The organism is Variovorax sp. GW823-FHT02B07 (assembly GCF_058797695.1).
The window spans coordinates 65,271-91,401 of sequence record NZ_JBXAJX010000007.1; the positions used below are offsets into that span (position 1 = coordinate 65,271).

A 26,131-nucleotide genomic window follows, 5' to 3' on the forward strand; every position below is an offset into this window, starting at 1 on the left:
CTGCCGTTCAGACCGGGTAGTAGCGCAGCTTGCGCGCCGCCATCTCGCGCATGCGCGCCGTGGGCACATACGGCGCGCCGAGCGCCGCATGCTTGTCGCACAGCGCGACCACGCGGTCCAGCCCCAGCCAGTCGGCGTACTTGAGCGCGCCACCCGCATAGGCCGGAAAGCCCACGCCGAGCAGCAGCGCCATGTCGAGCTCGGCCGGCGTGGCGACCACGCCGTCTTCGAGCGCGTGCGCGGCCTCGACCACCATCGGCAGCATCATGCGTTCGACGATCTCCGTGTCCGCGAAGTCGCGCCGCCCTTGCGGCTGCAGCGTGGCGACCAGCACATGCGCCTCGGGCGCGGCCGACTTGCGCGGGCGGCCCGTGGGGTCGTTCTCGTAGCGGTAGAAGCCCGCGCCGTTCTTCTGGCCGTAGCGCTTGTTCGCCACCATGAGCTTCACGGCGTTGCGTTCGAGGGCCGGCATGCGCTGCGGGTAGCCCGCGGCGATCACGTCGCCCACGTGCGCGCCCACGTCCATGCCCACCACGTCCTGCAGGTAGGCCGGGCCCATGGGCCAGCCGAAGGCTTCCATCGCGCGGTCGACCGCTTCGAAGTCGGCGCCATCGGCCACCAGCTGCACGAAGGCGTTGATGTACGGCGTGAGGATGCGGTTGACCAGGAAGCCCGGGCAATCCTTCACCACGATGGGCGTCTTGCCCATGGCCACGGCATAGCCCACGGCGGTGGACACGGCGGCATTGCTGGTCTTCGCGCCCTGGATCACTTCCACCAGCTGCATCACCGGCACGGGGTTGAAGAAGTGCATGCCGACAAAGTCCTCGGGCCGCGCGAGCGGCTGGGCGATGTCGTCGATGCGCAGGCTCGAGGTGTTCGAGGCGATCACGGTGCCGGGCTTGACGCTGCCTTCCAGCGCGGCCAGCACCTTGCGCTTGACCTCGAGGTTCTCGACCACGGCCTCGACCACGCAGTCCACCGTGTCGAAGCCGGCCTCGTCGAGCTGCGGCACGATGGACGCTTGAATGGCATCGGCTTTTGCCTGCGCGAGCCGGCCGTTCTTCACCTGCTTGGCGAGCTGCTTGCCGGCCTCGGCCATGCCCAGGTCGAGCTGCGGCTGCGCGATGTCCTTCATGCGCACCGGCGTGCCGCGCAGTGCGCTGGTGTAGGCGATGCCACCACCCATGATGCCCGCGCCGAGCACGGCTGCCTGCTTCACCGGACGGCCTTCGCGCGCGTGGCGCTTGTAGAGCTTCTTGAGCGCCTGGTCGTTGAGAAAGGCCTGCACCAGCGAGGCGGCGGCCTGCGTCTTCGCGACGCGGCCGAAGGCGGCCGATTCGAGGTCGAGCGCGCCGGCGCGGTCGCGGCCGGCGGCCTCGGCCATCATTTCGAGCGCGATGAGGGCTGCGGGCTGGTGCTTGCCGCTGCGCGCCGCCACCTGCGTGCGCGCGGTCTCGAGCAGCGCACCGGCCTCTTGCTTCGACAGCGCCAGCGGCGCGCGCTTGCGTTGCTGCGCCGCCTGCCAGTCGATCTCGCCGCGCACCGCGCGCTGCAGCAGCGCGAGCGCACGGTCACGCAGGGCCTCGGGCGCGGCGACCTCGTCGGTCACACCCGCGGCCAGCGCGGCCGGCGCCTTGGCCGGCTTGCCGCTCGCCACCCAGTCGATGGCCGTGGCCAGGCCCGCCAGGCGCGACAACCGCACCGTGCCGCCGAAGCCGGGGAACAGGCCCAGCTTCACCTCGGGCACGCCGACCTGCGCCGTGTCGGCCATCACGCGCAGCGGCGCGAGCATCGCCAGCTCCAGCCCGCCGCCGAGCGCGAAGCCGTTGATGGCCACCACGCTGGGCACGCTCAGGTCCTCGAAGGCGTTGAACAGCTCGTTGCTGGCGCGCACGCCGCGCGCGATGTCGGCCTCGGCCTGCTGGAAGGTGGCACCGAACTCGGTGATGTCGGCGCCGACGATGAACACGCCTTTCGCGCTCGTCACGAGCACGCCGCGCACATCGGACGAGGCCGCGATGCGTTCGGTGGCCTGGCGGAACTCGTCGACGGTGCGTGCGTCGAGCTTGTTGATGGCCTCGCCGCGCCGGTCGAAGCGCAGCTCCACCAGACCGTCCTGCAACGGCAGGACTTCGATACTTTCGCCTTGGAACAAAGGGGGTCTCCTCGCGGCCGGCGACGCGCCAGCCTGTGGGAAAAAGTTTAGGGACGCGCCCTGCGCGCAGGCATCGTCCGAAGCGACGATTACAGGCGGCCGCGCGCCTGCAGGTAGTCGCGCACCGCCTCGGCGGCGGGGTCGCCGACCACGGCGAACTCGTCGGTGAAGAAGATCGGCGAGGCGGTCAGGTCGATGAAGCGGCGCTCGTCCGCGAGCAGCTCGGCACTCGCGCGGCGGGCTTCTTCGCGCCGCGCGCCGGTGCGCGCTTCGAGGCTGTCCCACCACAGCTCGGCCACGCCGTCGAAGGGCGCGGGGCTGCCGCGCGGCACGGCCAGCGGCTGCACCAGCGCATCGTCGAGCGTGTGCGACTGCACGTAGCGGCGCAGGCCCAGCACCTCGGCACGTTCGGCAACGAGCGGTGCATGCACGTGGCGCCAGTGGTGCTGGAACTGCGCGCGGTCCAGGTGCGGCAAGCGCCGCAGGCAGAAGACGAGCTTGATCATCGACGCACCCGGATCAGCCCTTCCTGCGCGACCGAGGCCACGAGCCTGCCGGCACGGTCGAACAGCCCGCCGCGGCAAAAGCCCCGCGCATGCTCGGCCGAGGGCGAGTCGGCGTCGTACAGCAACCAGTCGTCGCAGCGGAAATCACGATGGAACCACATCGCGTGGTCCAGGCTCACGCCCTGCACGCCGGGCTGCTGAAACGCCAGGCCGTGCGGCTGCATCGCCACGCCCATGAAGCTGTAGTCGGAGGCATAGGCCAGCAGGGCCTGGTGCAGCAGCGGGTCGTCGGGCAGCACGTCGGCGGTGCGCAACCAGAGCTGGCTGCGCGGCGGGCGCGGGCCGGCCGTGACCGGATCGCGCGGATCGACATAACGGAACTCGATCGGTCCTTCGACGCGCACGCGCGGGCCGGCGCGCGGCGTGAGTTCTTCCGGTGGCGGCGCCTCGGGCATCGCGCACTGGTGCGACACGCCCGCCTCGCGCCGGTGGAACGAGGCCGACATGTGGAAGATCGGCTCGCCGTGCTGGATGGCGACCACGCGCCGCGTGGTGAAGCTCGCGCCGTCGCGGATGCGGTCCACGTCGTAGACGATGGGCGCGCCCTTGTCGCCCGCGCGCAGGAAGTAGCCGTGCAGCGAATGCGCCGCATGCCCGTCGACCGTGCGGGCCGCGGCCATCAGCGCCTGCCCGAGCACCTGGCCGCCGAAGACGGCGGGCGCGCCGATGTCGGTGCTGGTGCCGCGAAACAGGTTCTTCTCGAGCTGTTCGAGTTGCAGCTGCGCGACCAGCGACTGCAGCGCCTGCGCGCGGCCTGCGCTCACGCGGCGTGCTCCGTGGAATAGAACGGCGTGTTCGATTGCGCGCGCTGGCGCAGTGCGGCTGTGGGCTTGAAGCGCTCGCCGTGGCGCTGTGCGAGTGCATCGCAGCGCGCGACGAAAGCAGCGAGGCCGACGGTCTCGATGTACGAGAGCGTGCCGCCGGTCCAGTCGGGGTAGCCCAGCGCGAGCACGGCGCCGAGGTCGGCCTCGACCGGCTGCTTCAGCACGCCTTCTTCGAGGCAGCGCGCCGCTTCGAGCGCGAGCAGCGACAGCAGGCGCTCGCCGACAGCGCGTGCGTCGGGCTGCGATGCAGCGGCTTGTTCCGCCGTTGCATCGGCGGTCAACGGACTCTCGCCCAACCCGGCCTGCCGCGCGGCATTCGCAATGAGCGCGGGCGACACGCCTTCACTCAACAGCGCCGCACCTTCACTGCGATACAGCTGCCGCAGCCGTTCGACATACGCAGCATTGACTGCACTCAAGTCGCCCTTGCGCCGCAGCGCCGCGCCCCGGTTCACGAACAGCGTGCGCATCAGGTTGCGCGCCACCGGGCCGGCCAACAAGGGGCCGAAGCACTGCACCTCGACCGCCAGGCCCGCGTCCATCGGCAGCTGCGTGCCTTCGTACACGGCCGACAGGATGGCCAGCGGCGCCGGCAGGTTGCCGTGCGTGTCGCGCCGCACCTGCGCCAGCGTGGCGCCGAAGCTGGCGCCCGCGTGCGGTGCGAGCGCGCCCGCGCCGCCCGGCACCTGGAAGCCCTTCACGTCCCACGGCTGCTGGCCGGCGTCGGGATGGTCGAGCACCCAGCGACGGGCCACGGCCACGAGCTGGTCGGCCGGCGCGAGCGCATCGACCATGCCCAGCGCCTGCGCCTCGGCCGGCGCCACATGCCGGCCCGACAGCAGCAGCGGCAGCGCGCGCGCAATGCCGACGAGGCGCGGCAGCCGCTGCGTGCCACCGCCCACGGGCAGCAGGCCGACCGTGACCTCGGGCAGCCCGACCACCGCGCGCGCTTCGTCGAGCAGCACGCGGTGGTGGCAGGCCAGCGCGAGCTCGAAGCCGCCGCCCAGCGCCACGCCGTTGATGGCCGCCGCCACGGGCTTGCCGCAGCGCTCCAGCTCGCGCAACGCGCGCCCGCCGGGTGCGATCGCCTCGATGGCCTCGGCCGCGCCGCCGCCCGTGGCATGAAAGCCCACGAGGTCCTTCAGGTCGGCCCCGGCCATGAAGCCGCTGGCCTTGCCCGAGGTGATGACGGCGCCGCGCACGTCGGCGCGCTGCGCGATCTGCGCCACGGCCTCGCGCAGCGCGGCCGTGAAGCCGGGCGTGAACACGTTCATCGGCCGCTCGGGCACGTCGAGGGTGAGGAGCGCGACGCCGTCGGCATCGACCTCGAATCGGATGTGGGAAGGCATAGGAAAAAATGGAAGAGAAGACGTGCTGCTCAGACGCGCTCGATCACCAGCGCGGTCGATTGCCCCGCCGCGGCGCACAGCGTGACCAGGCCCAGGCCCGCATCGCGCCGCTCCAGCTCGTCGAGCAGCGTGCCCGTGAGGATCGCGCCGGTCGCGCCCAGCGGGTGGCCCAGCGCGATGGCGCCGCCGTTCACGTTGATGCGCGCGGGGTCGATGTCGAAGTGGCGCGCATAGCGCATCGGCACCACCGAGAAGGCCTCGTTCACTTCGAACAAATCGATGTCGCCGATGGCCAGGCCGCAGCGCGCCAGCAGGCGTTCGGTGGCGGGCATCGGGCCGCCCAGGCTCAGCAGCGGCTCGTCGGCGCACGAGGCGCTGCCGACGATGCGCGCGCGCGGCTTCAAGCCGTTGCGCGTGCCGTAGTCGCGGTTGCCCAGCAGCACCGCGCAGGCGCCGTCGACGATGCCACTCGAATTGCCGCCGGTGTGGATCGGCGCGATGTGTGAGAGCTGCGGGTAGCGCTGCAGCAGGATCGCTTCGTAGCCCTGCGCGGCCACGCCGGCGAAGGCGGGCTTGAGCTTGGCGAGGTCGGCCATCGTGGTGCCGGGGCGGTTGGCCTCGTCTTTCGCAAGCACGGTGCGGCCGAGCCGGTCGCGCACGGGCACGAGCGAGCGGTCGAAGCGGCCCTCGGCCTGTGCCACGGCGGCGCGGCGCTGGCTTTCCACGGCGTAGGCATCGACCGCCTCGCGGTCCACGCCGTCGAGCATGGCCATGAGGTCGGCCGCCACGCCGTTGGGGATGTAGGGGTAGCGCTGGCCCACGGCGGGGTCGGTGTAGACCGCGCCGCCGTCGCTGCCGATGGTCACGCGCGACATCGACTCCACGCCGCCGCCGATCACCGCGTCGGCCTGGCCCGAGGCCACGAGGCCGAAGCCCATCTTCAGCGTGTCGAGTGCCGAGGTGCAGAAGCGGTTGAGCTGGAAGCCCACCACGCTGTCGCCGTAGCCCGCCGACAGCAGCGCGACGCGCGCAATGTCGGCGCCCTGCTCGCCCACGGGCATCACCACGCCCAGGCCCACGTCCTCGATCTGCGCGGGGTCCAGCGCATGGCGTTCGCGCAGCGCCTGCAGCACCTGCGTGGCCAGCTGCACCGGCGTGATGGGGTGCAGCGCACCGTCGGCGCGGCCCTTGCCGCGCGGCGTTCGCACGTGGTCGTAGATGAAAACGTCGTGGGTCATGGGCAGGGCGCTGCCCGGGTGCGCAAGGCCACCGGATGCAGGGGAATTCAGTTTGTCTGCGGCCAGTTTAGGAAGCAGAATCGGTTGCCGGAATCGTCGGAAGCGACGGAATTTCCAGGCACTCACTCCCCCTTCGCGATGCCTGCTCCAGCCCCCGTTCCCCCTTCTTCGCTCCGGATTCTCGAGACCAAGCTGAACCCGCCGGCCTTCGTGGCCACGCAGGTGCCGCGCACCGCCATCAGCGAAGAAATCGCCGCCGCCACCGTCAAGCTCGTGCTGGTGCGCGCGCCCGCCGGCTTCGGCAAGACCACCGCCATGGCGCAGATCCGCGAGCGCATGGACGCGCAGGGCATCGCCACCGCCTGGCTCACGCTCGACCGCGCCGACAACGACGTGTCGCGCTTTCTCAACTGCCTGGCCGAGGCCGTGCAGCGCATCGGCGTGGACGAGCCCGCGGGCCACGCGCCCTTCGACGCCGTGGCCGCGCTGGCCGCGCACGACTCGCCCTTCACGCTGTTCCTCGATGACTTCGAGGTGGTGCAGGAGCCCGCCGTGCTGGGCCTCGTGCGCGAGCTGGTGGAGCACCTGCCGCGGCGCGGGCAGATCGTGATCGGCTCGCGCAGCCTGCCCGACCTGGGCCTGGGCCGGCTGCGCGCGCGCGGCCAGCTCATCGAGATCGACACCGACCGCCTGCGCTTCTCGCTGGAAGAAACCAGCGCCTTCATCGGCCTGCGCCAGGCGCATGCGCCGCACGCCGCCGCGCAGCCGCCGCAGGCGCTGCCGGCCGACCTGCTCTCGCAGCTGCACCGCAAGACCGAAGGCTGGGTGGCGGCCATCTGGCTGGCGTCGATGGCGCTGGAGCGGCACGGCATCGAGACCGGCTTCATCGAGCGTTTTTCGGGCTCTGACCGCGCCGTGGCCGACTACCTGGCCGAAGACGTGCTCGCGCACCAGCCGCCCGAGATCCACGACTTTCTGCTGCGCACCAGCATCCTGCGCCAGCTCGACGCCTCGGTGTGCCAGGCGCTCAACCCGCGCGGCGACAGCGCCGTCATCCTCGAGCAGCTGGCCGCCGCCAACCTGTTCCTCACGCCCGTGAGCGGCGATGCCGGCGGCGAGGTGCGCGCGTGGCGCTACCACAGCCTCTTTGCCGATTTCTTGCGTGCGCAGCTGGCGCGCGAGCGGCCGGGCGAGCTCGCTCGGCTGCACCTCGCGGCTTCGGGCTGGTACGAGTCGCACGGCCGGCCCGTGCCCGCCATCGACCACGCCATCGAGGGCGGCGACCACCCGCACGCGCTCACGCTGCTCGACAGCTACGCCGAGCAGTTCCTCGAGCAGGGCCGCATGCGCATGCTGGCGCGCTGGTTCTCGGCCATTCCCGAGCACCAGCTGCGCGAGCATCCGTTCCTGCAGCTCATCGCGCTGTGGGCCACCTGCTTCACGCACGGCCCGTGGGACGCCATGCGGCTGCTCGAACAGTCGGGCTGCCTCGACAGCCCCATTCCCGAGGTGCGCGCCAACGCCCACACGCTCATTCCGCTGCTGCTGGCCATGGAAGACCAGCACGACGCCGCGTATGAAGCCGGCCGCGAAAGCCTCGCGCGCCTGCCCACCGGGCTGGCCTTTGCCGAGGGCGTGCTGCTCAATGCCATGGCCCACATCCTTGCGGTGCGCGGCGACCAGCGCGAGGCGCAGCGCCTGCTCGAGGCCGCACGGCGCGAGCAGGGCAACAGCACCTTCAACCGCATGTACACCGAGTCGCTGGCGGGCCTGTTCGACCTCACCGAAGGCCGGCTGCGCCAGGCCACCGCGCGGCTGCGCATGGCGGTCGATTCGACGCATGCCGTGTCGTACAACCACAGCCACGGCAACGCCTGGGCCGGCGTGCTGTACGCGGGCGCCGTGTACGAGACCAACCAGCTGGTGCAGGCCGAGCACCTGCTGAACGTGTACCTGCCGCTGGCGCGCGACGTGGGCCTGCCCGACCACATGATCCTGAGCCACGTCATGCGCTCGCGCATCGCCTTCCACGCGGGCGACATCGACGCCGCGTTCCAGGCGCTCACCGAACTCGAGTACCTGGGCCACCACCGCCAGCTGCCGCGCGTGGTCGCGGGCGCCAAGCTGGAGCGTGCCCACATGCTGCTGCTGCAGGGCAACGGCCCCGCCTCGCGCGACGAGCTGCAGCGCGCCGACGACCCCGAGCTGTGGGAGCGCGAGCGCCGCCAGCGCCTGCCCGCGCACGACCTCGACTACCTCGCGCTCGCGCGGGCGCGCTGGGACATCGCCTTCGGCGACGCGCGCGCGGCCCTCACCGTGCTCGACGCCGAACTGCACGCGGCCGTGGCCGCCAACCGCAACCGCCGCGCGCTCAAGCTGCGCGTGCTGCGCGCGCTTGCACTGCAGCGCGCGGGCGACCTCGCCACCGCCATCGAGGAGATCGGCGCCGTGCTGCAGGCCGCGAGCCAGGAAGGCTTCGTGCGGCTGATCCTCGACGAAGGCCCGGCCGTGGGCACGCTGGTGCACCGCTATGCCGCCGCGATGCAGCAAGAAGCGGGCGCCGTGGCGCCCGTGCTGCGCAGCGACCCGATCCTGGCCGACTACCTGCAGCGGCTGCTGCAGGTGCTGGGCCCGCCGCCCTCGCCGATCGATGCCGAGACGCCCTCGGGCGACGCCACCAAGGAGCCGCTCACGCGCAAGGAGATCCGCGTGCTGCAGCTGCTGGCCGAGGGCTACTCGAACAATGCGATGGGCGAGAAGCTGTTCGTGTCGGAGAGCACGGTGCGCACGCACCTGCGCAACATCCACATGAAGCTCGGTGCGAAGCGGCGCACGGAGGCGGTGGCGATTGCGCGCAAGCTGGGTGTGATCCGCTAGCCCCCAAAAAAAGGGCCCGCCCGCCGACACATGGCAGACGGGCCCAAACCCTCGCCTTTCGTCAGAACGACACGTTCAGATTCGCCTTCACCGACTGGTCGCGCGCCTTGCCGCCGAACTGGCCGCCGTACGACACGCCGAAGGTCGCGCGCGGCGAGAACGCGAAGTCCATGCCGAGTTGCAGCACCGCCGCGTTCTTCGCCACCGCCACGCCCGCAATGTCAGAGAAGCCCGTGGCGCCCGGCAATGCGACGCTGCTGAACGGCGTCAGGTCGCCGTAGGCGCGGCGCCAGCCGACCATGCCCTTGAGCGTGGCGTCGACATTGCCCAGGCGCACCGCGGTCGATGCGCGCAGGCCCAGCGTCGACAGGCCGACGTTCGCGCTGCCGCTGCGCGCCTGCAGCGCCGCCCACGTGCCGCGCTCCGAGAACGCGTCGGTGTGCAGCGTGACGTGTGCCAGGTTGGCGAAGGGCTCCAGTGCCACGTCACCGGCCGCCAGGCTGTAGCCCACTTCGCCGAAGACCTGCGTGGTCGATGCGTCGTGGTTGCTCTTGAGCGAATCCGCCAAGCCCGCCACGCGCGCCTGGCGCGTGGTGTCCACGTCGTGCCGCGCATAAGCTGCGCCGGCGCGCAGGGCCCACGGGCCGAGCCTGGTGCCGCCATACAGGCCCAGGTGGTAACTGGTGGCATCGCCCGAGGACGAACGCGCGTCCACGTCGACCTTGCTGCGGCTGTAGCCGCCGGTCACGCCCAGGCGCGCGTTGTCGCCCACGCGGGTGTCGCCGCCCATCAGCAGGCCGTCGACCGAGCGATCGAGTCGTGCGGCGTTGCCGTCGCCGCGCGCACGGCCGGTCGAGTGCAGGGCCTGGCTCCAGAAGACCGTCTCGCCCGTGGTCGGTGCGGCCATGTGCGACTGGCCGGCGCGGTCGTTGATCTTGACTGGCGCCGTGGACGCGCCCGCCGTGCCGGCCGAGGCACGCAGGCGCTCCATCGCGGCCTCGCGCACGAAGCGGCTGTCTTCGATGAGCGCCGTCTTCGCGGAGGCATGCACCTCACCCGACAGGCTGTCGAAGGCCGCGCGTGCGGCCGGCACGCTCTCCAGCTGCAGCGCGGCGGCCAGCGCCGGGCTCCATGCGGCCGCGCCATCGAGATTGCCACCGATCGCACGCTGGTTGCCCGACTGCGCGACCGACGCGAACGACACGCTGTTGCGCATGGCCTCGGTATAGACCTGCGTCGCGGTGTAGCCCAGCTTCGGTGAGAGAAAGAGGTAGTCCTTGGCCACGCTGAAGTCGGCGAAGGTGCCGCTCACGCCGCCCTCGGCGTTCAGCAGCGTGTAGCGCGCGCCCAGAACGTAGCCGCCGAGCACGCGCACCGTGCCGCCTTCGAGCGTGGCGTGGCCGCTGACGTCGAGCCGGTCGGCCTGTGCGTCGGTGCCGCTCAGTTCGGCCTCGAAGGTCGCGCCCGGCGCGAAGCGTGCGTTGCCGGCCACGTGCAGCGTGCCGATGGAATTGCCCGGCGCCACAACACCGCCCGCGGCGATGGTGGTGCTGCCGACCGTGCCGCTGCCCTGCAAACGCCCGCCCGACAGCACGGCCATCTCGCCGCCCAGCGTGCCGTTCACCGACAACATGCCCTGCGCCACCGAGGTCTTGCCCGTGAAGGCGCCGGAGTCGCCGGTGAGCTCGAAGCTGCCCGCGCCCGCCTTGACGAGGCCGCCGCTGCCACTGAAGCGGCCCGCGAACTGCGTCGAACGGTCGTTGCCGCCGGTGGTCAGCGTGCCGGTGCCCACGGCCACGTCGCCCGCGCCGGCCAGCGAGCCGATGGTGGCGTCGAAGCCGTTGAGGTCGAGCTTCGCCTTGCCGGCCACCGTGAACGCGCTGGCGTTCGACAGGCCGGTGGCCGAGCCCGCGCGCAGCGTGCCGCCCTGCACCCAGGTCGCACCGCTGTAGCTGTTGGCGCCGCTCAAGGTGGTGACGCCTTCGCCGGTCGTGCCGCCCGTGGTGCGCAGGTCGCCCGCGCCGGTGATGTTGTAGGTGAAGTCGTAGGCGTCGCTTCGGTCGATGGCGAAGCTGGCGCCCGCGTCGATGGCCACGTGGCTGGTGATGGAGCCGGTGGCGCCGCCCTCGCCCAGCGCGAGCTCGCCGGCCTGGATGTGCGTGTCGCCCGAGTAGGTGTTGGTGCCCGTGAGCACCAGCCGCCCGGCGCCGGCCTTCACGAGGCTGCCGCGGTAGTCCTCGTCGGTCTTGCTGCGCAGGTGGGTCAGGCGGTCCCAGTCGACGTTGACCGTCCTCGCCTTGTCCTCGACAGCCGTCATGATTTCCTCCACCGGGATGCTCAAGGCCAACGGAAGATCGCCCCACTGGGGACTTCCCGGCCCAAAGAGATTGCGCATTAGTTCGAACACCTCGGCGCTGGATTTCGCAAGCGAATTCGCCTTCGCGGCCGCCAGGGCATCAGCGTAGTCACCGCCGGAAAGCATGGCGGCGCGCAATGCATTGAGTAATGCAATGGCCTCCTCGCCCAGAGGTTTGAAGGAGTCCAGGGCCACCGGCCCCTTCACGAGCGCACCCAGGCGCACGATCTCGGCGGCTTCTTCCTGCTTGCGCTGGACCAGCCCCGTCTCCAAGATGTCGTTGCGCCACGTGTCGGCCGTGCCGCCAGGCATGTCGATGACCGTGCGCTTGAGCAGCTGGCCCGGCCCCTTCATGGCGTTCTCGAGGTTGACGAGGCCCCAGCCGATCACCGCATCGGGCGCCGCCTGGCGCGAGCCGTCGAGCCTGGTGGCCGTGGTGAGCAGCACCTGCAGCGCCTGCTCGTTGGTCATGTACGGAAAGCGCTCCATGATGACGCCCAGGGCCCCCGTGGCATGCGGCGCCGCCATCGAGGTGCCGGTGTAGGTCCCGTAGGCCCCGTCGAACACGGTGCTCGTGATACCGGCCCCGGGGGTGGCCACGCACCAGTACTTGGCGATGCCGCACTTGTTGAGGGAGCTGTGCTGCTGGTAGCCCGTTTTTGTCTGACTGGCCCCCGTCACCGTCAACCAATGCCCCTCCACGTCGGGCCTGAAATAAGGAAGCGCCCCGCGCGCCGCCGGATTGGCCTGCCCCTGGTTGTCGGCGGCGAACACCTGGATGACCCCTTCCTTGCCATCGGCCTGGGGCTTCGTGGCGTCGATCGCGGCGTCGACCCAGGACGGCCCGCGCAGGTACTGCAGGTAGTCGGCGGTGACCGCGTTCTGTGTGCTGAAATTCCGATTGCTCGGATTGCCCCAGCTGTTGTTGATGACCCGCACGCCCGCGTCGCGCATGCCCTGGTAGAGATTGCGGAAGTTCTCGGTGGTGGCGTGGCGGTAGCTGTCCGGACTCAACCCGGCACTCGACTTCAGCGCGTCGGGCGCATTGGTGTTGCCCACGAACACGTTGGCATTGAATGCCACGCCGTGCATGTTGTTCTTGATGTCCTGCCCGTCCCGGCTGGCGCCCACGGTGCCGGACACGTGGGTGCCGTGGAAACCGTAACCCGCGTCCTTGCCATTGAGCACGGAGCCATCCGCCGCGAACTCGCTGTACGCCCCGTTGGACGTCGCCGTCACCAGCGCCGTGAAGCGCGTGAGTGGCAGCTCGCGTGTGTGGCGCACATCGAACCCCGAGTCGATCACGCCCAGCTTCACGCCCTTGCCGGTGAAGCCCGCCGCGTAGGCGTACTCGGTCTTCATCGCCCCGAGCCCCCAGTCGGCCAGGAACTCCTTCGTGCGCCAGCTGGCCGGGTCGCCGATCATGCCGGGGTCGCCCGGATAGGCCTGTGCACCGGCCGCGGTGGCCAGCATCGAACCCAGCACGCACACGGCGGCGCGGGCCACGGCCCTGCGCTTGAACTTCGGTGATCTCGTCATGACGGAACGAACCCTCTCTGTCTTGGTATGGAATGAAAAGACCGTCGCCCTGCCGGTGAAGCCACGTCGTGAAGACGTCGCGCACGGGCCGGTTAACGGTCGTTAAATTCTGGAAAGAGGGGTCGTTCTTTGTGATCTCGTCGGTGCTTGTTCCGATACTTTGGAATCCGGTCGCGGAAGTTTTTCCCTAGGTTGCGGCGCTTTCAGGCCGCCAGCCGCTGCCGCTTGTCCTGCGCGTCGCGCCCCGCGATGTGCTCGCGCGCGCGTTTCCAGTCTTCGTCCTGCCACTGCGACATGCGCGAGAAATTCCCGCCCGTGGCCTGGAACTGCGCGCCGTCGATGGCGATGGTCTGGCCGTTGACGTACTCCGAGCCCGGGCCGAGCAGGTAGGCCGCGAGGTTGGCCAGCTCGGGCATGCGGCCGTTGCGCTCCATGGGGTTGCGCTCGGCCTTGTGCTCGCCGCCGCCGGGGTTCAGGCGCGCGCTCATTCCCTCGGTGGGAAACAGGCCCGGCGCGATGGCGTTGAAGCGGATGCCGCGCCCGGCCCACTCGACCGCGAGCGACTGCGTCATGGCGTGCAGCCCGGCTTTCGACATGGCCGAAGGCACGGTGAAGGGCGAGCCGTTCCACACCCAGGTGGTGAGGATCGACAGCACCGACGCGGCCTTGCCTTCGGCCAGCCAGCGCTTGCCGCATTCGAGCGTCATGCAGAAGCTGCCGCGAAAGACGATGCTCGAAATGGCGTCGAAGGCGCGCGGCGACAGGTCTTCGGTGCGGCTCACGAAGTTGCCCGCGGCGTTGTTGACCAGGCCGTCGAGCGCGCCGCCGTCGGCCCAGATTTCATCGAGCATCTCGGTGATCTGCGCGTCGTGGCGGATGTCGCAGGTCTTGGGCGTCACGCGCCCGCCGTGCAGGTGCATCAGCTCGGCCGCCGTTTCTTCGAGCACGGGCGCGCGGCGCCCGCAGATGTACACGTGGGCGCCGAGCAGCAGCAGCGCCTCGCTCATCACGCGGCCCAGGCCGCTGCCGCCGCCGGTCACGAGGTAGCGGCGGCCGGCCAGCAGGCCGGGCTTGAACATCAGGTCGTCGAGGGTCATGGAAATCCTTGTGTGCGGTCCGTTGAAATTCGGAATGAAGCTCAGCGCCCCGTGTAGACGGGCGCGCGCTTCTCGAGGAAGGCGCTCATGCCTTCGCGGAAATCGCGGGTCTGGGTGCACAGCACCTGGTTGCGGTCTTCCATGGCAATCACCGCTTCCATGCTGCCGGCGTCCACGGCAATGCCGAGCGCCTCCTTGGTCAGGCGCAGCGCCACGGGCGTCGCATGGAGCATGTCGTCGGCCAGCGCCTGCGCCTCGGCCTGCAACGCGGGCAGCGCATCGACGCGGCTCACGAGGCCCAGCGCGCAGGCGCGCTGCGCGTCCATGAAGCGGCCGGTGAGCATGTACTCGGCCGCGACCGAGCTGCCCACCATGCGCGGCAGGAAGTAGCTCACGCCCACGTCGCAGGCCGACAGGCCGATGCGGATGAAGGCGGCGTTCATGCGCGCGTCGGGCGTGGCCAGGCGCACGTCGGAGGCCAGCGCGAGCGCAAAGCCGCCGCCGCTGGCTGCGCCCTGCACCACGCTGACGATGGGCTGCGGGCAGCGGCGCATGGCGAGCATGATGTCGCGAATGCCCTTCTGCTGTTCGAGCATGTCGGCCACGCCGAGGTCTTCGCCGCCCACCTGTTCCTTCAGGTCGAGCCCGGCGCAGAAGGCACGGCCCGCGCCCTGCAGCACGACCACGCGCTCGGGGCTGCGTGCGTTCAGCCCTTCGAAATACTCGCGCAGCGCGCGCACCAGCGCCGGGTCGAGCGCGTTCAGGCGTTCGGGGCGGTTCAGCGTGAGCCAGGCGACCTCGCCGCGCCGCTCGACCTGCAGCACCTCGTTCATCGCCGTCACAGCGCGCGCGAGATCACTTCTTTCATGATCTCGTTGGTGCCGCCGTAGATGCGCTGCACGCGCCCGTCGGCGTACATGCGCGCGACCATGTACTCGGTCATGAAGCCGTAACCGCCAAAGAGCTGCAGGCACTCGTCGACCACGCGGCCCTGCGTCTCGGAGGCCCAGAGCTTGGCCATGGAGGCGGTGGCGGTGTCGAGCCGGCCAGCCACGAGGTCTTCCACGCAGCGGTCGATGAAGGCGCGGCCGACCTTGATCTGCGTGGCGATCTCGGCCAGCTTGAACTTGGTGTTCTGGAACTCGGCGATCGGCTTGCCGAAGGCCTTGCGGTCGCGCACGTAGTCGAGCGTGGCCTGGTAGGCGCCTTCCATGGTGGCCAGTGCGTTCACGCCGATGATGGTGCGCTCGTACGGCAGGTCGCTCATGAGCTGGAAGAAGCCCTGCCCTTCCTGGCCGCCGAGCAGCGCGTCGGCCGGCACGTGCACGTCGTCGAAGAAGAGCTCCGAGGTGTCCTGCGCCTTCATGCCGATCTTGTCGAGCACGCGGCCCACGCGGTAGCCCTCGCAGCCCTCGGTCTCGACGATGAGGATCGAGGTGCCCTTGGCGCCCTGCGTCGGGTCGGTCTTGGCCACGACCAGCACCACGCCCGCAAGAAAGCCGTTGGTGATGAAGGTCTTGGAGCCGCGGATGCGGTAGCTGCCGTCGGGCTGCTTCTCGGCGCGCGTGCGCACGCCCTGCAGGTCGGAGCCGGCGCCGGGCTCGGTCATGGCGATGGCGCCGACCAGCTCGCCGCGCGCCATGCGCGGCAGGTAACGTTGCTTCTGTTCCTCGGTGCCGTGGTTCAGGAAGTAGTGCGCCACGATGGTGTGCACCGAGCTGGCCATGCCGCTGAGCGCGCGGCGCGCCTTCTCTTCGTAGAACACGGCCTCGTGGCGGAAGTCGCCGCCCGCGCCGCCGTAGGCCTCGGGGATGTCGGAGCACAGCAGGCCGAGGGCGCCGGCCTTGCGCCACACCTCGTGGCCGACATGGCCGCGCTTGCGCGCCTCTTCGTCGTGCGGCACGACTTCGGTCTCGACGAAACGCACGACGTTGTCGCGGTACAGCTCCAGTTCTTCGTCGCTCCACGAGCGGCGGAAATCGATGGGCATGGGGTGTCCTTCAGTGTCTTGAAATAAGGGAAATGGGTTCAACCCACGCGGCGTTCTTTACCCGCCCAGAAAGGTTCGCGCAGCTGGAACTTCTGCAGCTTGCCGGCGGCCGACAGCGGCAGCGCATCGCGGAACTCCACACTGCGCGGGCACTTGTAGTTGGCGATCTGGTCGCGGCAATGGGCGATGACGTCGTCGGCGGTGAGCGGCATGCCCTCGCGCAGAACGATCACCGCATGCACGCGCTCGCCCCACTTGTCGTCGGGCACGCCGATGACGGCGGACATCAGCACCTGCGGCATCTGGGCGATGGCGTTCTCGACCTCGGCCGAGTACACGTTCTCGCCGCCGCTCACGATCATGTCCTTCATGCGGTCGACCACGAACAGCAGGCCGTGTTCGTCCATGTAGCCGCCATCGCCGGTGTGCATCCAGCCGCCGCGCAGCGCGGCCTCGGTCTCGGCGGGCTTGTTCCAGTAGCCCTTCATGACCATCGGGCCGCGTGCGACGATCTCGCCGACCTGGCCGGGGGGCAGCTCGTTGTCCTCGCCGTCGACGATGCGGATCTCGGCCACGGGCACCGGCGTGCCGGCCGCGCGCAGCAGGCGGTTGCGGTCGGGGCCGGGCAGGTGGAAGTGCGGCATCAACACGGCCACGGTGGGCGACAGCTCGGTCATGCCGTAGGCCTGCGAGAAACTCGTGGCGGGCAGCGCGGCCATGGCCTGCTCGAGCAGCGCCACGTCGATGGGCGCGGCGCCGTACAGCAGCATCTGCAGGCTCGACAGGTCGAACTCGGCAAAGCGCGGGTGCTCGATCACGCGCTTGATCATGGTGGGCACGAGGAACATCTCGGTGGCGCGCGCGGCCTGGATGGCCTGCAGGATCGCCACCTCGTCGAACATCGGCACCACGTGCTGCGGCACCAGCCGCAGGATGCTCTGCAGCGACAGCCCGCAGCCGGCCACGTGGAACATGGGCACGGCGATGACCACGGCGGCGTTGCGCGTCTCGCGCGGCACCGCGGCCACCGAGCTCAGCGCGTTGATGTAGAGGCTGCCGTGGGTGAGCATCACGCCCTTGGGCCGGCCGGTGGTGCCGCCGGTGTACATGATGGCGGCCAGCTCGTCGGCGCTGTGCGGCGCGTCGTCGATGGGTTGCGCGTCGGCCAGCAGCGCCTCGTAGCCGACCATGCCCTCGGGCACGGGGCCGTCGCCGCAATACACCACGGTCCGCAGCGAGGTCGAAAGCTTGCGCAGCTCGCCGGCCATGGGCGCGAACAGGTCGTCCACCAGCAGGATGCGCGTGTCGCAGTCGTCCAGCGAGTAGGCGACCTCCTTCGGGTTCCAGCGGATGTTCACCGGGTTGATGACGCCGCCGCCCCACCAGGTGCCGAAGAAGAACTCGACGAAGCGGTGCGAGTTCAGGCTCATCATGCCGACGCGGTCGCCGCGCGCCATGCCGAGCTGCTGCAGCACGGCGCCCAGGCGCGCCACGCGGTCGGTGAGGGTCGCGAAGTCCAGGCGGTGGTTGCCGCAGACCACGGCGGTCTCGCGGGCCTTCTCGCGGCGGCCCTTGTGCAGGGGCTGGGTGAGGAACATGGTGTCGTCTCCTAGGTGGTTTTTTTGTCAGGCAACCCGGCGTGCGTGGCCGGCCCAGTGCGGCTCGCGCAGGCGGTACTTCATGACCTTGCCGGCGCCCGAGATCGGCAGCGCGTCGACGAACGCCACGCTGCGCGGGCACTTGTAGCCGGCGATCAGTTCGCGGCAATGGGCGATGAGCGCCTCGGCATCGGCATCGCTGCCGGGCTTGCGCACCACCACCGCATGCACGGCCTCGCCCCAGCGCTCGTCGGGCACGCCGATGACGGCGGCGGCGGCCACGGCGGGGTGGCGCGCGAGCGCGCCCTCGACCTCGGCGCAGTAGATGTTCTCGCCGCCGCTCACGATCATGTCCTTGTAGCGGTCGACGATGAAGACGAAGCCGTCGTCGTCCATGCGCGCGGCGTCGCCGGTGTGCATCCAGCCGCCCTGTAACGCGGCGGCCGTCTGCTCGGGCAGGTTCCAGTAGCCCTGCATCACGCACGGGCTGCGCACCGTGAGTTCGCCCACGGTGCCGCGCGGCACCTCGCGGCCGTCGCCGTCGCACACGCGCAGGTCGATGCCCGAGAGCGCCTGCCCGGCCGAGGCCAGCTTGCCGAGCTTGCGGCCTTCGGGCGAGTGGTAGTGGCGCGTGAGGTAGCTCACGCCGGCCGACAGCTCGGTCATGCCGTAGCCCTGCGCGAACTCGGCCTGCGGGAAGGTGGCGAAGGCGCGCTCCAGCAGCGCCTCGGTGATGGGCGAGGCGCCGTAGCCGACGAAGCGCACGCTCGACAGGTCGGCCTGCGCCGTGCGCGGGTCGTCCACCAGCATCTGCAGCATCGCGGGCACGGCCATGAGGTTGGTGGCGCGGTCCCGCTCGATGGCGGCGAGCATGCCGTCCACCGAGAAGCCCGGCAGGATGATCTGCGCGCAGCCCATCAGCACGCCGCGCAGCAGGAACGACAGCCCCGCCAGGTGAAAGAGCGGCGCCACCTGCAACAGCCGCGCGCTGTCGTCGAAGAAGGCGCCGAGCATCGACACCTGCGCATTGATCACCAGCGCCGCGTGGCTGAGCATCACGCCCTTGGGCCGGCCGGTGGTGCCGCCGGTGTAGAACACGCCGGCCAGGTCGTCGCCGCCGCGCAGCGCGTCGGGCACGGGCTCGCTCTCGCGGACCAGCGCTTCGTATTCCGTCATGCCCGCGGGCGCCTGGCGCTCGCCCATGTAGACCCAGGTGGTGACGGCGCGCGCGGCGGCGCGCAGCGCGTCCGCCGTCGCCAGGAACTGGTCGTCCACGAACAGGATGTGCGTCGCGCAGTCGTCGAGCGAGTGCGCCATCTCGGCCACGCTCCAGCGCGTGTTGACCGGGTTGACCACGCCGCCGGCCCACCACACGGCCAGGTAGTACTCCAGCGTGCGGTCGGCGTTGAGCGCGAGCACGCCCACGCGGTCGCCGGGCTGCACGCCCAGGCGGCGCAGCCCGCCCGCCAGGCGCGCGACGCGATCGCCGAGTTCGCCGTACGTGCGCGTGCGGCCCTGGAACACGGTGGCGACGGCGCGCGGGCTGCACTGCATGGCGCGGTGCAGGGCCTGCGTGAGGTACAGCGGCGGAGGCGTGGTGGGCATGGACAAGGCTCCTGTCGGTGCGGTGCGGAAATGCCATGCATGCGCGAACGCGCATGCCCGGAAAACGAGGACGTCAGCGGGCTTCGGCCACGGGCGCTGCCGCGCCCCAGCGCTTCAGCAGCGCAGGCCCGTCGTCCGGCGACACGGCCGGTGGCACGACCGGCGCGGTGCGGCTGAAGCGCGGCGCGGGCGCGGGCTGCACCACGCCGCCCACGGTGGCGAAGGTGCCGCGCGCCACGTTGTGCGGGTGCTGCGGGGCCTCGTCCCAGTCGAGCACGGGGGCGAAGCAGGCGTCGCTCCCTTCGAGCAGCACGCACCACTCGTCGCGCGTGCGGGTGCGGAACACGTCGGCCAGGCGCAGCTTGAGCAGCGGCCAGCGGTCGGCGTCCATCTGGGCGTCGAAGGCGGGGTCGTCGACCAGGCCGCAGCGCTCGCGCAGCAGGGCGTAGAACTGCGGCTCGATGGAACCGATGGCCACGTACTTGCCGTCGGCGCAGGCGTAGGTGTCGTAGAAGTGGGCGCCGCCGTCGAGCAGGTTCTCGCCGCGCTGGTTGCTCCACTGGCCGGCCGACTTGAAGCCGTACATCATGGCCGACAGCAGGGCGGCGCCGTCGGTCATGGCGGCGTCGACCACCTGCCCCTGGCCCGAGGCCTTGACCTCGTGCAGCGCGGCCAGCAGGCCGAAGGCCAGCAGCATGGCGCCGCCGCCGAAGTCGCCCACGTAGTTCAGCGGCGGCACGGGCGCCTCGCCCGAGCGGCCGATGGCGTGCAGCGCGCCGCTGATGGCGATGTAGTTGATGTCGTGGCCCGCCGCGTGCGCCAGCGGCCCGTGCTGGCCCCAGCCGGTCATGCGGCCGTAGACCAGGCGCGGGTTGCGCGCGAGGCATTCGGCCGGGCCCAGGCCCAGGCGTTCCATCACGCCGGGGCGGAAGCCCTCGATGAGGATGTCGGCGCGCGCGATGGCGTCGAGCACCGGCGCGGCGGCGTCGGGGGCGCGCAGGTCGACCTCCCAGGTGCTGCGCCCGCGCGCCAGGATGTCGTGGGGGTCGCGCCGCGTGCCGGGGCGCGTGATGCGCAGCACCTCCGCGCCCATGTCGGCGAACAGCATCGCGCAAAAGGGGCCGGGGCCGATGCCGGCCATCTCGACGACCCGAAGTCCTTTCAGGGGTCCTGCCATGTGTGTCTCCTCTGGCGCGCACCCGGCGGCCTGTTGTGTGAAGGCATCTTGGCGCGCGGGCGCCGGCGTCGCATCGTCGGAAGCGACGAAAGCGCGGAAAGACGGTTCAGCGCCCCGTGAAGACGGGCGCGCGCTTGGCCGCGAAGGCGGCGGCGGCCTCGCGGAAATCCTCGGTTTTCAGCGCCAGAACCTGGGCGCGGTTTTCCACTTCGAGCGCGGCGTCGAGGCTCGGGGCTTCGAGGTTGGCCCACATGAGCTGCTTGGTGTGGCGCGTGGCGTAGGGGCTGTTGCGCAGCACGTCGGCGGCCAGGGCGAGCGCGCGCGGCAGCAGGGCCTCGTCGTCCACCAGCGCGGCGACGAGGCCGATGCGCTCGGCCTCGTCGGCCGGCACGGGTCGGCCCGTGAGCATGAGCTCGAAGGCGCGCGAGGCGCCCACCAGCCGCGGCAGGTGGTAGCTGATGCCGCACTCGCCGGCCGTGAGGCCGATGCGCACCGCGCCCACATGGAACGATGCGGAGCGCGCGGCCACGCGGATGTCGGCGCCCAGCGTGAGCGCAAAGCCCGCGCCCACGGCCACGCCGTTGACGGCGGCGATCACCACCTTGTCGAGCGCGCGCAGCCGCCGCACCATGCCGGCGAACAGCTCCTGCCCCGCCATCAGGTCGGCCACCGAAGGCTCGCCGTCGAGCGGCTGGTCGTCGCGGCGCGTGAGCGGCGTGGTGAGGTCCCAGCCGGCGCAGAAGCCGCGCCCGGCGCCGGTGAGCACCAGCACGCGCACGCTGTCGTCCTGCGCCAGTGCGTCGAGCGCGGCGCACAGGCGCCGCACGGTGGGCTGGCTCAGCGCGTTCAGGCGCGCCGGGCGGTTCAGCGTGAGCAGTGCGATGCCGGCGCGGCTGCGGTCGATGAGGATGTCGTCTGCTTCGCTGTCGGGCATGGCTGTCTCTTTCTTGTTCAGCGACCGGTCCAGCGCGGCGCGCGTTTTTCGATGAAGGCGCGCGGGCCTTCCTTGAAGTCTTCGCTCGCGGCCACGCGTTCGAAGGCATCGCGCGTGAGGGCGCGCAGCGCGGCCTCGTCGAGCCCGCTGTTCGCCTCGCGCGCCACGCGCAGGCTCTGGCGCACTGCCACCGGAGCGTTGCGTGCGATCTCGGCGGCCAGCGCCAGCGCGGCCTCGCGCAGCCCCTCGACGTCGGGCACGAGGCGGTTGACCAAGCCGAAGCCGTGCGCGCGCTCGGCATCGAGCTGGCCCGCCGTGAGGATCAGTTCGAGCGCGATGTTCGGCGGAATGGCGCGCGGCAGCCGGTACAGCCCGCCCGCCGCGGCGATCAGCCCGCGCAGCACCTCGGGCAGGCCGAAGGCGGCCTGCCGCACGGCCACGACGAGGTCGCAGGCCAGCACGAGTTCGGTGCCGCCGGCCAGCGCCTTGCCGTTGACGGCGGCGATCCACGGCTTGCTGCGCTCGCGGTACACGAAGCCCGCGAAGCCGCCGCGCTCGGTGCGCAGCGCACTGCCGCGGCCGGCCGACACCTCCTTCAGGTCGGCGCCCGCGCAGAAGGCCTCGCGGCCGGCGCCGGTGAGCACCACGGCGCGGATGTCGTCGTCGGCCTCGGTGGCATCGACGGCGGCTTCGAGGCCCGACGCCACGTCGCCGTTGACGGCGTTGCGCGCCTCGGGGCGGTCGATGGTGACGAGGGCGACGTTGCCCGGCAGACGTTCGACGGTGACTGCGCTCATGACACGCTCCAGTTCAAAAGATCGTCCGCACCGGCCGTCACCGTGCCGCTGCAACCGACGGGGCTGCGGTCCAGGTCGGTCAGCACCTTCAGCGAGGCCGTGTCCGTGGCCTCGACGCGCGCCATGAGCCGTTCGCCGGCCGGCGTGCGCGCGATCACGATGCCCTGCGAAGGCTGGCCGTCGCGGCCGTAGACCACGGTGAAGGTCTCCAGCGTGGCGGCGCCCGCGTACTGCAGCACCAGCGGCGGCACCGGGCCGCGCCGCGCATCGGCGGCGGCCTGCACGTCGTAGTCGGGCTTCGGAAGCCCCTGCGGCGGCGGGCTGGAGCCCAGCACCAGCGCGTGGTGCTTGGTGACGTACTCGCCCTGCCCGTAGAGCAGCGCCGCCTTGCCCTTCGGCGCGGCGCGCAGTGCGCGCACCAGGCCGGCGGCGGCGTGCGTCATGTAGTCGTTGAGCGGCGCGCCGAAGAAGCTCAGGCCGCCGGTGGAGGTCATGCGCGCCTCGGGTGCCAGGCCCAGCGTGCGGCGCGCCATCTTGGGCACGATGGGGAAGCAGCTGTACAACTCCAGCATCTCGAAGGTCGAGGCGTCGCCGCCGACCTGCGCGAGCACGGTTTCCATCACCAGGTCCTGCGCGTGCGAGCGGTGGTACTGGTCGCGCTGCAGGTAGTCGCGTGGCTCGCGCGCGGCGGCGCCGTCCCACACGTAGACCCAGCGGTCTTCGGGAATGCCGAGTTCGCGCGCATGGCCCACGCTGGTGAGCAGCACGGCCGCGCCCATGTTGACCAGCGGGTTGGCCACCATGTGCTTGGTGTAGGGCCAGGCGATGAGGCGGTTGGCCCCATCGATGCGCGCGATGTCTTCGGGCGTGAAGGGCTTGCGCAGCCAGGCGTAGGGGTTGGCGGCGGCCACCTCGGAGTAGCGCGCCCACAGGCGCGACGACTCGTCCTGCGCCTGGCGCGGCGTCTGGCCCCAGTGGGCGAGCGCGGCGTTCTCGTAGAAGGGGTAGATGGTGGTCGGCATGGCCGCGCCGAGCTGGATCGCCACGGGGTGGCAGATGTCGGTGCCGCGCACCAGCTTCACGCTGTCGTCGCGCGGGGTCCAGTCCAGCGCGATGCCGAGCTTGGCGGCGGCATCGACCGTGTAGCGCGCCTCGGCGCCAGTGATGGCGGCCACTTTGCTCTCGCCGCGCGCGATGCGCAGCGCGGCCTCGTGGATGTAGCGCACCGGCGATTCGCCACCGGTGACGCCGTAGACGCTGCGCGCCGGGCTGCAGCCCAGCCGCGCGTTGAGCAGCGCGGGCGCGTCGGTGTAGGGCCACGAGTACTCGCAGACGACGTCGAGCGAGTCGAGGCCGGCCAGCAGCGCGGCGGCGCCGCTGTCCTGTGCGGCAGCGCGCATGGCGCGCGCCATCAGCTCGATGGGTTCGAGGCCTTCGGCGGCCTCTTTGGTGCGGTGCGTGATCTCGCCGACGCCGACGATGACCGTCGTGCGGTCGTCCAGTGCTGTCATGGGGTTAGTGCTGTGAGAAGGGTTGTTGTTGCTGCAGCTGCGCCACGCGGCGCAGGTGCCACGCGGGCGGGCCGAACTGGCCTTCGATGAGGGTGGCGCGGCGCACGTAGTGGCCGACGGCGAGTTCTTCCGTCATGCCCATGCCACCGTGCAGCTGCACCGCGCCCTGCCCCACGGCGCGGCAGGCCTTGGCGACCGCGACCTTGGCGGACGACACGGCGCGTGCGCGCGAGGCCGCATCGGCCCCCGCGGCCAGTGCTTCGCCCACGCTGGCGGTGAGCGCGTCGGCCTGCTCGAGTGCCATGTGCATGTCGGCCAGCCGGTGCTGCAGCACCTGGAAGCTGGAGATCGGCACGCCGAACTGCTTGCGCTGGCGCACGTAGTCGAGCGTGTCGCGCATCAGCCGGCGCAGGATGCCGATGGACTCGGCGCAGACCGCGAGCGTGGCCTCGTCGAGCGCCTGCTCGATCTGCGGCAGTGCTGCGCCTTCCTCGCCGAGCAAGGCATCGGCATTCAGGCGCACCGCGTCGAAGGCGATGTCGGCCGCGCGGCCGCCGTCGCGCGTGCGGTAGGCGCGCAGCTGCACGCCGGGCGCGTCCTTGGGCACGACCAGCAACGACAAGCCCTTGTCGCTGCGTGCCGTGACGATGAAATGGCTGGCCCATGGCGCGGCCTGCACCACGGCCTTGCGGCCGTCGAGCTTCAGCCGGCCGTCGGCCTCGCGCACGAGCGTCGTGCGCACGTCGTCGCGTGCGTGGCGGCTGTGCGGCTCATCGTGCGCGAAGGCCAGCACGGCCTGCCCGGCGACGACGCGCGCGAGCAGCGCATCGGCCTGCGCGCCCGGCTGGCGCTGCAGCAGGCCGGCGCCGATCACCAGCGTCGAAAGATACGGCTCGGCCGCGAGCGCGCCGCCCAGCGTGGGCAGCAACGCGAGGTGCGCGGCCAGGCCGAGGCCCAGTCCGCCCTGCGATTCGGGCAGGGCCGCGCCCAGCAGGCCGAGGTCACTTGCCAGGCCTTGCCAGAACGGCGGCGGTGCATCGTCTGCGGCGGCCAGCGCATGGAGGCGCTGCTCGAAGCCGTGCTGGTCGTCGAGGTAGCGCGCGAGGCTGTCGCGCAGCATCGCGAGGGTGTCGTCTTGGTCGGCGAGGGTGGTCATGAAAAACGGGCCTCAGCGTGATTGCAGCAACTGCGCCGCGATGATGTTGCGCTGCACTTCGTTCGAGCCCGCGTAGATCGACGCGGCGCGGTCGTTGAGGTAGGCGGACATCGAGAACACCGCCTCCTCGGGCACGGCGAGCGCGCCCTGCAGGCCGTCGTCCAGCGGCAAATCAGCCGCCGCGTAGTGCGCGGCGATCTCCACGCCGAGCTCGGTCAGGCGCTGGCGCAGCTCGGAGCCCATCACCTTGCCCATCGACGGCCGGATGCCGTGCGGCTCGCCGCGTGCCTGGGCGCGCAGCGACTGCAACTCGGTGGCTTCGACCGCATCGATGGCGCAGTCCATCTCGGCCAGGCGCAGCGCCATCTCGCGCGCCTCGTCGGCGGCGGTGTCGCCCGCGGCGGCGAAGGCGCTGTTGGCGGCGGCGCGCAGCCGGCGCAGGCGCGCGCGCAGCATCGGCGCCCAGGCCCCGCCGCGCTCGTGCTGCAGCAGGTACTTGGCCACCGTCCAGCCCTGGTTCTCCTCGCCGATGAGGCCGCTGGCGGGCACGCGCACGTCGTCGAAGAACACCTGGTTGAGCTCGTGGTCGCCCGAGATGCTGATGATCGGGCGGATGGTCAGGCCGGCCTGGGGGATGTCGAAGCACAGGAAGCTGATGCCCTGCTGCGCCTTGCCGCCCGAGGCCGTGCGCACAAGGCAGAACATGCGGTTGGCGTACTGCGCGTGGGTGGTCCAGATCTTGGTGCCGTTGATGACGTAGTCGTCGCCGTCACGCACCGCCTTGCACTGCAGCGAGGCCAGGTCGGAGCCCGACTGCGGCTCGGAGTAGCCCTGGCACCAGTAGTCCTCGCCCGAGCGGATGCCCGGCAGCCAGGCCTGCTTCTGCGCCTCGGTGCCGAAGGCGATGATCACCGGCGCGACCATGCCGGGCCCCATGGGGGCGCGCGGCGGCGCGTCGGCCGCGGCCAGCTCGCTGGCGAAGAGGTAGTGCTGCATCGGCGTCCAGCCGGTGCCGCCGTGTTCCACCGGCCAGTGCGGCACGCTCCAGCCGCGCCGGGCCAGCACGCGGTGCCAGCGGTTGCCGTCGGCGTAGTCGGTGAAGATGCCGGAGCAGCGACGCCCTGCGGCGCGCAGCTCAGGCGTCAGCTCGCGCGCGAGAAAGTCGCGAACCTCGTCGCGAAACGCGGTCTCCGCCGCGCTGAGGGTCCAGGCCATGGTGTTGTCTCACAGGGTTCACACCCGGCAAGTGTGCGGCGCGCGCGCCGGCGCGGCATCGTCGGATCGGACGAACGTGGGCGCCCCGCCGCGGCGGTGAGCGCTTTTTTCTTCAGTTCTTCGATCAAGGCCCGCGCGGGGCCG

Annotated in this window: 18 protein-coding genes; 1 reads left to right on the forward strand and 17 read right to left on the reverse strand. The window is 71.2% G+C overall.

All coding sequences use genetic code 11. The features are described 5' to 3' along the window. Positions 1-7: 7 nt before the first annotated feature. From fadB to AC1RGU_RS26445, 5 genes are all read right to left on the reverse strand, one after another. Positions 8-2,158: a fatty acid oxidation complex subunit alpha FadB gene (fadB, locus tag AC1RGU_RS26425; RefSeq protein ID WP_492698707.1), complete on the reverse strand. Its 2,151-nt coding sequence runs from the start codon at positions 2,156-2,158 to the stop codon at positions 8-10. Positions 2,159-2,247: 89 nt separating this feature from the next. Continuing rightward, a complete protein-coding gene (locus AC1RGU_RS26430) occupies positions 2,248-2,664 on the reverse strand; it encodes an EthD domain-containing protein (protein ID WP_062478167.1) in 417 nt (138 codons plus the stop codon). Continuing rightward, positions 2,661-3,488 (reverse strand): acyl-CoA thioesterase, encoded by an 828-nt coding sequence (locus tag AC1RGU_RS26435; protein WP_492698710.1) that lies wholly within the window; start codon positions 3,486-3,488, stop codon positions 2,661-2,663. Before AC1RGU_RS26435 ends, AC1RGU_RS26430 begins: the two co-directional genes overlap by 4 nt. Further along, the gene (locus AC1RGU_RS26440) at positions 3,485-4,897 is read right to left on the reverse strand and encodes an enoyl-CoA hydratase-related protein (RefSeq protein WP_492698712.1); all 1,413 of its coding nucleotides are present in this window, start codon (positions 4,895-4,897) and stop codon (positions 3,485-3,487) included. The genes AC1RGU_RS26435 and AC1RGU_RS26440 overlap by 4 nt, the downstream gene beginning before the upstream one ends. Positions 4,898-4,926: 29 nt before the next feature. Next, on the reverse strand, positions 4,927-6,135 hold the full coding sequence (locus AC1RGU_RS26445) for an acetyl-CoA C-acetyltransferase (RefSeq protein ID WP_492698714.1): 1,209 nt from the start codon (positions 6,133-6,135) through the stop codon (positions 4,927-4,929). A gap of 138 nt (positions 6,136-6,273) precedes the next feature. On the opposite strand from AC1RGU_RS26445, the gene AC1RGU_RS26450 reads away from it, so the two are divergent. Continuing rightward, positions 6,274-9,012: a winged helix-turn-helix domain-containing protein gene (locus AC1RGU_RS26450; RefSeq protein ID WP_492698716.1), complete on the forward strand. Its 2,739-nt coding sequence runs from the start codon at positions 6,274-6,276 to the stop codon at positions 9,010-9,012. Between the two features lie 61 nt (positions 9,013-9,073). Here AC1RGU_RS26450 and AC1RGU_RS26455 read toward each other — a convergent pair whose 3' ends face one another. From AC1RGU_RS26455 to AC1RGU_RS26510, 12 genes are all read right to left on the reverse strand, one after another. Further along, positions 9,074-12,907 (reverse strand): autotransporter domain-containing protein, encoded by a 3,834-nt coding sequence (locus AC1RGU_RS26455; RefSeq protein ID WP_492698718.1) that lies wholly within the window; start codon positions 12,905-12,907, stop codon positions 9,074-9,076. A 203-nt stretch (positions 12,908-13,110) separates the two neighbouring features. Beyond that, positions 13,111-14,004 (reverse strand): SDR family oxidoreductase, encoded by an 894-nt coding sequence (locus AC1RGU_RS26460; RefSeq protein WP_159279384.1) that lies wholly within the window; start codon positions 14,002-14,004, stop codon positions 13,111-13,113. Between the two features lie 41 nt (positions 14,005-14,045). Next, positions 14,046-14,837: an enoyl-CoA hydratase/isomerase family protein gene (locus AC1RGU_RS26465; RefSeq protein WP_492698866.1), complete on the reverse strand. Its 792-nt coding sequence runs from the start codon at positions 14,835-14,837 to the stop codon at positions 14,046-14,048. A gap of 5 nt (positions 14,838-14,842) precedes the next feature. Continuing rightward, positions 14,843-15,994 (reverse strand): acyl-CoA dehydrogenase family protein, encoded by a 1,152-nt coding sequence (locus AC1RGU_RS26470; RefSeq protein WP_095947975.1) that lies wholly within the window; start codon positions 15,992-15,994, stop codon positions 14,843-14,845. A 38-nt stretch (positions 15,995-16,032) separates the two neighbouring features. Beyond that, positions 16,033-17,592, reverse strand: coding sequence for a long-chain-fatty-acid--CoA ligase (locus tag AC1RGU_RS26475; RefSeq protein WP_492698720.1), 1,560 nt, complete (start codon positions 17,590-17,592; stop codon positions 16,033-16,035). A 27-nt stretch (positions 17,593-17,619) separates the two neighbouring features. After that, entirely contained in the window at positions 17,620-19,197 is a 1,578-nt protein-coding gene (locus tag AC1RGU_RS26480) for an acyl-CoA synthetase (protein WP_492698722.1), read from the reverse strand. A gap of 73 nt (positions 19,198-19,270) precedes the next feature. Continuing rightward, a complete protein-coding gene (locus AC1RGU_RS26485) occupies positions 19,271-20,374 on the reverse strand; it encodes a CaiB/BaiF CoA transferase family protein (protein WP_447747253.1) in 1,104 nt (367 codons plus the stop codon). Between the two features lie 106 nt (positions 20,375-20,480). Further along, positions 20,481-21,308 carry an enoyl-CoA hydratase/isomerase family protein gene (locus AC1RGU_RS26490; RefSeq protein WP_492698724.1) on the reverse strand — a complete coding sequence of 276 codons (828 nt, stop codon included), beginning with the start codon at positions 21,306-21,308 and terminating at the stop codon, positions 20,481-20,483. A 17-nt stretch (positions 21,309-21,325) separates the two neighbouring features. Next, entirely contained in the window at positions 21,326-22,105 is a 780-nt protein-coding gene (locus AC1RGU_RS26495) for an enoyl-CoA hydratase-related protein (protein ID WP_492698726.1), read from the reverse strand. Then, complete coding sequence (locus tag AC1RGU_RS26500) at positions 22,102-23,616, reverse strand: acetyl-CoA acetyltransferase (protein WP_492698728.1); 1,515 nt, start codon at positions 23,614-23,616, stop codon at positions 22,102-22,104. The genes AC1RGU_RS26495 and AC1RGU_RS26500 overlap by 4 nt, the downstream gene beginning before the upstream one ends. 4 nt (positions 23,617-23,620) lie before the next feature. Beyond that, positions 23,621-24,772 (reverse strand): acyl-CoA dehydrogenase family protein, encoded by a 1,152-nt coding sequence (locus tag AC1RGU_RS26505; protein ID WP_492698730.1) that lies wholly within the window; start codon positions 24,770-24,772, stop codon positions 23,621-23,623. A gap of 12 nt (positions 24,773-24,784) precedes the next feature. Next, positions 24,785-25,987 carry an acyl-CoA dehydrogenase family protein gene (locus AC1RGU_RS26510; protein ID WP_492698732.1) on the reverse strand — a complete coding sequence of 401 codons (1,203 nt, stop codon included), beginning with the start codon at positions 25,985-25,987 and terminating at the stop codon, positions 24,785-24,787. Between the last annotated feature and the right edge of the window lie 144 nt (positions 25,988-26,131).